This is a genomic window from Gordonia amarae NBRC 15530 (assembly GCF_000241345.1).
Lineage (GTDB): Bacteria > Actinomycetota > Actinomycetes > Mycobacteriales > Mycobacteriaceae > Gordonia > Gordonia amarae.
Genome location: NZ_BAED01000022.1, coordinates 47,054 through 54,121 on the forward strand (window position 1 = coordinate 47,054; position 7,068 = coordinate 54,121).

A 7,068-nucleotide genomic window follows, 5' to 3' on the forward strand; every position below is an offset into this window, starting at 1 on the left:
GTGCTGAGATCAGCCCGCGGCCACGCCCCAGATGATGGTCTTGGTTTCGAGGAACTCCGCCATGCCGACCGCGCCGCGCTCGCGGCCGAGGCCGCTGCGCTTGTAGCCGCCGAACGGGCCGTGTGGGCTCAGGCCCCCGCCACCTCCGTTGACGGTGATGTAGCCGGTGCGGATACGTTGCGCGATCCGGTAGGCGCGCACGGGATCCTTGGCCCACACACCGCCGGCGAGGCCGTAATCGCTGTCGTTGGCGATGGCCACGGCCTCGTCGTCGGTGTCGAACGGCATGATGATCATCACCGGACCGAAGAACTCCTTGCGGGCGATGGTCATCGAATTATCCACGTCCACAAACAGAGTCGGCTCGATATAGAAGCCCTTGTCCAGATGGGCGGGCCGTCCGCCGCCGAGCGCCAGGGTGGCACCTTCGGAAACCCCGGTGGCGATGAGCTTTTCGACATGGTCACGCTGCCCGGCGGTCTGCAGCGGTCCCATGGTGGTGGCGGGGTCGGCCGGATCGCCGACGACGACCTGGGACAGGGCTGCCTTGACCATCTCCACCAGCTCGTCGTAGCGCGAGCGGTGCACGAGGGTGCGGGTGAGGTAGGCGCAGCCCTGACCGGCGTGCAGCACGGTGTCGCGGACGATGCCGGGTAGCACCCGCGCGAGATCGGCGTCGTCGCAGACGATATTGGCCGATTTGCCGCCGAGTTCGAGCACCACCTTCTTGAGGGTGGGTGCGGCCTGCTCGACGATCTTGCGGCCCACCACGTCCGATCCGGTGAAGGTGACGAGGTCGACCAGCGGGCTGGTGGACAGTTCGGTGCCCACGTCGATATCGCCGGTGACGATGTTGAGCACACCGTCGGGAAGGCCCGCCTCCTCGGCGATCTCACCGAGGATCAGTGCCTCCAGCGGCGTGGTGGGCGCCGGCTTGAGAACCGTGGTGCAGCCGGCGGCCAGCGCCGGGGCCAGCTTCATCAGGTTGAGGTAGAGCGGGAAGTTGTACGCCGACACCACCGCCGCCACCCCGAACGGTTCGCGCAGGATCACGCCCTGCCCGATGCCCATTCCCACGTGCGGGGGCAGGGGTTCCTCCCACTGATACGACGTGAGCACCCGCTGTGCCATGTCGCGGAAATGCGCGATCGGAATGGTGGTCTGGAACGATTCGGCGCCGGCCCGGGTGCCGCCGGTTTCGGCGATGTTGAGTGCGACGAGTTCGGTCTTGCGCCGCTCCATGATGTCGGCCATCCGCACCAGCACCGCGGAGCGTTCCGCCGGAGTCATTGTGGGCCAGGGGCCTTCGTCGAACGCCCGGCGGGCGGCCGCTATCGCCGCGCGGGCGTCGGCGGCGGTGGCGACGGGGGCGATACCGATGGGTTGTTCGGTGGCCGGGTTGATCACCGGTGCGGTGGCGCCGGTCTCGGTGTCCACCCATCGGCCGTCGATGAAGACTTGCCGGTACTCGATCAGCTGCGCCGATTCGGGAGTTGCTGTCGCGGTCATCTGCACAGCCCTATCGCAGTGAGTAGGCGTTGGTGTTCTTGAGCGCGGCACCCGCGTCGACCTTCATCTGCATGCCGGTGACATAGCGGGAGTCATCGGAGGCCAGGAACAACACCATCGCGCTGATGTCGGCGGGCTCGACCCACGGCACCGGCATCTCCTGACCGGTCTTGAACGCCTCGTAGGTGTCCTCGCGGCCCGGCGTCTCCAGATCCGGCCGGAACACCCGGTACATCGGGAGGCTGTGCAGCATGTCAGTGTTGCAGTTGGTGGGGTGAACACAGTTGGCGCGGATAGACTCTCGTGCCGCCACCTGGGCGAGATCGTGAATGTAGTTGGCCAGTGCGCGCTTGGAATGGCTGTAGCCAAATCCGCCCGGTCCCAGGATGTCGGTGCCGCTGCCCTTCATCAGCCCGGCCACCGAACCGGTGGCGATGATCGATGCGCCTTCGGACAGATGCCGGTAGGAGGCGCTGACGGTGTTGAGCACGCCGGCCAGGTCCACGTCGACGGCGTCGATGAAGCCCTGCCCGCCGACCTCACCGAGCGGGCAGATGCCCGCGTTGGCCACCACGATGTGCAGGCCGCCGAGTTCGGCGACACCACGGTCGATCGCGGCGCGCAGGGCATCGGCGCTGCGGACGTCGGCGACCTCGGCGACGCAGCGGCGGCCCTCTTTCTCCACGAGCAGCAGGGTTTCGTCCAGGTCAGCCTCGGTGGCGAGCGGGTACTCGTTGGTGGCGATGTCGGCGCACAGGTCGAGTGCGATGATGTCGGCGCCCTCGGCGGCCAGCGTCACCGCGTGACTGCGTCCCTGTCCGCGTGCCGCGCCGGTGATCACAGCGACTTTGCCGTCGAGTTTTCCCATCGTCCACCACTCCTGAAGGTTGCTCATAAGTCCGGTTCTTGTTTCTGACCGATATGGGAAGAATCGCAGTCCGTGGCGGTGCGTGGCCGGTGATGTCCCGGTCAACGAGACCCGGAAATGGTGTGGTGACGATCGGGAAATAGCCGGTAGGGAAACTGAAATACCCACTGCTGGAACGTATTCAGGACTTGTGCCGCGAGAAGTGAATGATTGGGGGAATGCGCTGCATAGTGCGGTCAGCGGACTGGTTCGGTTAGTTTCTCCTCAGCCGCCCGCTGCGACTCGCCCACTCGCGGCGATGTCCCCCGGCGCCGTGATGTCATAGACCCCGAGGAGTCACCATGCCGCTGCAGGACCACATGCAGTTGATCTCGACCGACGACCACCTGATCGAGCACCCGATGCTCTGGCAGGACCGGTTGCCCGCCAAATACCGGGATGTCGGTCCGCGGATCATCGAGAAACAGATGCCGCGGGCAATCCATGCCGGTGACGGCGGCCGGCACGACGGCGGCACCAAGATCGCCGAGGTGTGGCAGTACGAGGGGCGGATCTACCCGTACATCGGCCTCAACGCGGTTGCCGGCAAGAAGCCGGAGGAATACGGTGCCGAGCCGACCCGCTACGAGGAGATGATCCCCGGCTGCTACGAACCGGTTGCCCGGCTGCGCGACATGGATGTCGACGGCGTGCACGCCACCCTGTCGTTCCCGTCGTTCCCGCGCTTCGCGGGGACCGTCTTCCTTGAGGGCGAGGACAAGGAACTGGCGCTGCTGTGCGTGCGGGCCTGGAACGACTACGTGCTCGACGAATGGTGCCCCACCGACCCCGAACGGCTGATCCCGCTGGTCATCCTGCCGCTCTGGGATATCGAGGCCTCGGTCGCCGAGGTGCACCGCACCGCAGCCAAGGGCGCGCGGACCGTGTCGTTCGTGGAGAACCCGCACCCGCTGGGGCTGCCGTCGTTCCACACCGACCACTGGGATCCGGTGTTCCGCGCGGTCACCGAGACGCAGATGCCGCTGTGCGTGCATTTCGGCACCTCCGGCAAACCACCGATCACCGCACCCGAGGCGCCGATGGCGGTGATGACCGCGCTGTTCGGCTGCAACTCGATGTACGCCACCGCCGATCTGCTGTTCTCGCCGACCTTCCACAAGCATCCCGAACTCAAGTTCATGCTGTCCGAGGGCGGTATCGGCTGGGTGCCGTACATGCTCGAACGCATGGACGGCGTGTGGGCCAAGCACCGCTACTACCAGAACATCAACCCCACGGTGAAGCCGTCGGAACTGTTCGCCAAGCACATCTTCGGCTGCTTCATCGACGACGAGTTCGGCGTCGACAACCGGCATCTGGTGGGCATCGACAACATCACCTGGGAAGGCGACTACCCCCATTCGGATTCCAACTGGCCCAACAGCCGCAAGATTGTGCACGAGACGATGCTCGACGTACCCGACGAGGACGTGCACAAGATGGTCGAGCTCAACGCCCGCCGCCTGCTGAACTTCCCGCGCGCGGGCGTGTGAGCACGGGGAGCGCAGTGATGGAAGAACCGATCGAACAACTCCCACAGGCTGATTGGGTTGATCAGGACCTGCTGACGCGCGAACTGGCGGGAACTCTGCTCGACGACGAAATCGCAGCGGAACGGGGGCGGATCGAGCGCTACGACAGCGACGTCGGTGGCGAGGACATCGTGATGAGCCGCGCCGACATGGTCCGCAGGGTCGCCGCGATGGAGGCCATCCGCGACGGCTATCAGGCCGCGCGTCAACAGAAAGGTGAAACCCGGTGAGTGCCGATACCGCCCAGGCTCGTAGCGAGACGACACAGGGCGAGAAGACAGAGAAGATCTACGCCTTTCTCGACGAGGATATTCAGCGGGCCAGGGATCTCGTGGGTATCTACCACGCGGTCCGCAAGCGTGAGCAGTTCTCGAAGGCCAGTCCCGACATCATGCGGGCGTTCGCGCGCAGTTACGGCGACGATAATCCGTTGTTCACCGACGAGGACTACGGTCTGGACACGCGGTGGGCGGGGCAGATTGCGCCGCCGATGATCAACATCGCCCTCACCAAGGACCTGCTGGCCGACCCGATCCCCAAAGAGCAACGGCGCCCGCCGTTCCGGGGTATCCACGTCTTCGTGTCCGGGTCCACCACCGAGTGGTACCGGCCCGTCTATGACGGCGACATCATCTACTCGTTCGAGGGTTTCGACAATGTCGAACTCAAGGAATCCGAGTTCGCCGGCCGATCGCTGGTGGTGACCCGGATCTTCGTGCAGTTCAACCAGCGTGCCGAGATCGTGCAGATCCAGCGGGTGATCACCATCCACACCGAGCGGCACGAATCGAAGAAGCGCAAGAAGTACGACACCGTCGAGGCCGCGTCGTACACGCCGGAGGAGATCGCGGCGATCGACGAGATCTACGCCGCCGAACGCCGCCGGGGCGCGCAGACGCGGTACTGGGAGGACGTCAGCGTCGGCGACATCATCCCGACGATGGTCAAAGGACCGCTCACCGTCACCGACATGGTGGTGTTCCATTCCGGCGGTTATGGTTTCGCTCCCTACACGCCGTGCACCGGCAAGCTCTGGTACGAGAACCGGCAGCGTATCGGTGCCTTCTACATCCCCAATGAGCAGGGGATTCCCGATGTGGCGCAACGGATTCACTGGGATGCCGAGTACGCCCGGTCGATCGGGCTCCCGGCCTCCTACGACTACGGCATGATGCGGGACTGCTGGCTCACCCACTTCCTCACCAACTGGATCGGCGACGACGGCTGGATCGAATCCATGTCCAGCCAGATGCGCAAGTTCAACTATCTCGGAGATACCCACACCTTCACCGGCGAGGTCGTCAGCAAGAGAGAAGACGGGGACAGGCACCTGGTCGACATCGAGTTCCGCGGCACCAGCCAGCGCGGCGAGGTCACCTGCCCGGCGACGGCCACCGTGTCGCTGCCGAGCCGCGAGACCGGGCTCGCCGGTCTGCGGACACCGCCCCGGGAACTGGAGACCATTGCGGCGACGATGCTCAAACGGCATGGTGAACTGCGGGCCGCCCGCAGGCGCGCACAGGACTGAAGGGGACGGAAACACTGATGCAGCTTGAGAACAACACATTCCTGGTCACCGGCGGGGCGTCGGGTCTCGGTGAGGCCACGGCGACGGCTATCGTCGGCGCCGGTGGCAAGGTGATCGTCGCCGACCTGCCGTCGTCGGACGGTGAGACGGTGGCCGAACGGCTCGGTGCGGCCGCGGTGTTCGCGCCCGTCGACATCACCGACGAGCAGTCCCTGACCGATGCGCTCGACGCCACTGCCGGTCATGGGCCGTTGCGTGGTGCGGTGCATTGTGCGGGGCGCGGCGGTGACCGGCTGCGGATCCTCGACAAGGCGGGACAACCCGCACCGCTGCAGAGCTTCCGGGATGTGCTGGAGGTCAACCTCGTCGGCACCTACAACGTGCTGCGGCTGGCTGCCGCCCGCATCGCCGCCGGCGAACCGGTGGACACCGAACGCGGTGCCATCGTGCTCACGGCATCGGTGGCGGCGTTCGACGGCCAGATCGGCCAGACCTCCTACACCGCCTCCAAGGCCGCCATTCACGGCATCACGCTGGTGGCCGCACGCGACCTGGCGAGCGTGGGTATCCGCGTCAACACCATCGCCCCCGGAACCTTCGACACCCCGATGCTGGCGCGGCTGCGCGATGACATCCGGGACGGGCTGGCCGCGTCGGTGCCGTTCCCGAAGCGTCTCGGCCGCCCAGCCGACTACGCCGACATGGCGCTGTCGTTGCTGCGTAACCCGTACGTGAACGGCGAGACCGTGCGGCTGGACGGGTCGATCCGGATGGCGCCGCGATGACCTCCGAGGTGCTCACCGAGGTCACCGGTGACGGGGTGCTGGTCATGTCGATCAACCGCCCCGATCAGCGCAACGCCATGACCAAGGAGGCGGCGGTCGAACTGGCCGCCGCCCTCGACCGGCTTGACGCCGACCCCGACATCTCTGTCGGCATCCTCACCGGGGTGGGCCCGACATTCTGTGCGGGAATGGACCTGAAACGGTTCGCGGCCACCGGGGAACGGCCCGTGGTCCAGGGACGCGGCTTCGGTGGTCTGGTGCAGTCGCCGCCGGCGAAACCGCTGATCGCGGCCGTCGAAGGCTGGGCGCTGGGCGGTGGCTTTGAACTCGTCCTCGCCGCCGATCTCGTGGTGGCGGCCGAGGGTGCCAAATTCGGTCTGCCCGAGGTGAAGCGGGGTCTCATCGCCCGGGCCGGCGGCATTTTCCGGGTGCCGCGGTTGCTGCCGCGGCCCATCGCGCTCGAGCTGCTGATGACCGGTGATCCGATCGACGCGGCCCGCGCCGAACGGTACGGCCTGATCAACCGAGTCGTGCCCGACGGCACCGCCCTGGAAGCGGCCAAGGAACTGGCCTCGGCCATCGCGTGCAACGCGCCGCTGTCGGTACGCAACAGCAAGGCCGTCGCCGGGCTGTCCCGTCTCTGGTCCGACGTCGAGGCCTTCGAACTCCAAAAGTCGTATACCGACGAGGTTTTCGCGTCCGAGGACGCTGCTGAGGGGCCGGTCGCGTTCGCCGAACGCCGTGCGCCGGTCTGGAAGGGCCGCTGACGTCTTGTTTCGAGGTGGTGGCGTGAGGTGTCGAAAGGTT

7 protein-coding genes are annotated in these 7,068 nt (G+C 66.3%); 5 read left to right on the forward strand and 2 right to left on the reverse strand.

All coding sequences use genetic code 11. From position 1 onward, the window contains the following. Positions 1 to 9: 9 nt before the first annotated feature. Positions 10 to 1,509, reverse strand: a complete 1,500-nt coding sequence (locus GOAMR_RS06980) for an aldehyde dehydrogenase family protein (RefSeq protein WP_005184675.1) — start codon at positions 1,507 to 1,509, stop codon at positions 10 to 12. Between the two features lie 10 nt (positions 1,510 to 1,519). Next, positions 1,520 to 2,377, reverse strand: a complete 858-nt coding sequence (locus GOAMR_RS06985) for a mycofactocin-coupled SDR family oxidoreductase (RefSeq protein ID WP_040514601.1) — start codon at positions 2,375 to 2,377, stop codon at positions 1,520 to 1,522. A 341-nt stretch (positions 2,378 to 2,718) separates the two neighbouring features. Between GOAMR_RS06985 and GOAMR_RS06990 the strand changes: the two genes are divergently transcribed. From GOAMR_RS06990 to GOAMR_RS07010, 5 genes are read left to right on the forward strand one after another with little or no spacing between them, the layout of a single operon-like run. After that, the gene (locus tag GOAMR_RS06990; protein WP_005184679.1) at positions 2,719 to 3,909 is read left to right on the forward strand and encodes an amidohydrolase family protein; all 1,191 of its coding nucleotides are present in this window, start codon (positions 2,719 to 2,721) and stop codon (positions 3,907 to 3,909) included. A gap of 17 nt (positions 3,910 to 3,926) precedes the next feature. Next, the gene (locus tag GOAMR_RS06995; protein ID WP_005184680.1) at positions 3,927 to 4,178 is read left to right on the forward strand and encodes a hypothetical protein; all 252 of its coding nucleotides are present in this window, start codon (positions 3,927 to 3,929) and stop codon (positions 4,176 to 4,178) included. Next, positions 4,175 to 5,476, forward strand: a complete 1,302-nt coding sequence (locus GOAMR_RS07000) for an FAS1-like dehydratase domain-containing protein (protein WP_005184682.1) — start codon at positions 4,175 to 4,177, stop codon at positions 5,474 to 5,476. The genes GOAMR_RS06995 and GOAMR_RS07000 overlap by 4 nt, the downstream gene beginning before the upstream one ends. Positions 5,477 to 5,493: 17 nt before the next feature. Next, on the forward strand, positions 5,494 to 6,261 hold the full coding sequence (locus tag GOAMR_RS07005; RefSeq protein ID WP_005184690.1) for an SDR family NAD(P)-dependent oxidoreductase: 768 nt from the start codon (positions 5,494 to 5,496) through the stop codon (positions 6,259 to 6,261). Continuing rightward, the gene (locus GOAMR_RS07010; RefSeq protein ID WP_005184693.1) at positions 6,258 to 7,028 is read left to right on the forward strand and encodes a crotonase/enoyl-CoA hydratase family protein; all 771 of its coding nucleotides are present in this window, start codon (positions 6,258 to 6,260) and stop codon (positions 7,026 to 7,028) included. The genes GOAMR_RS07005 and GOAMR_RS07010 overlap by 4 nt, the downstream gene beginning before the upstream one ends. Positions 7,029 to 7,068: the final 40 nt, after the last annotated feature.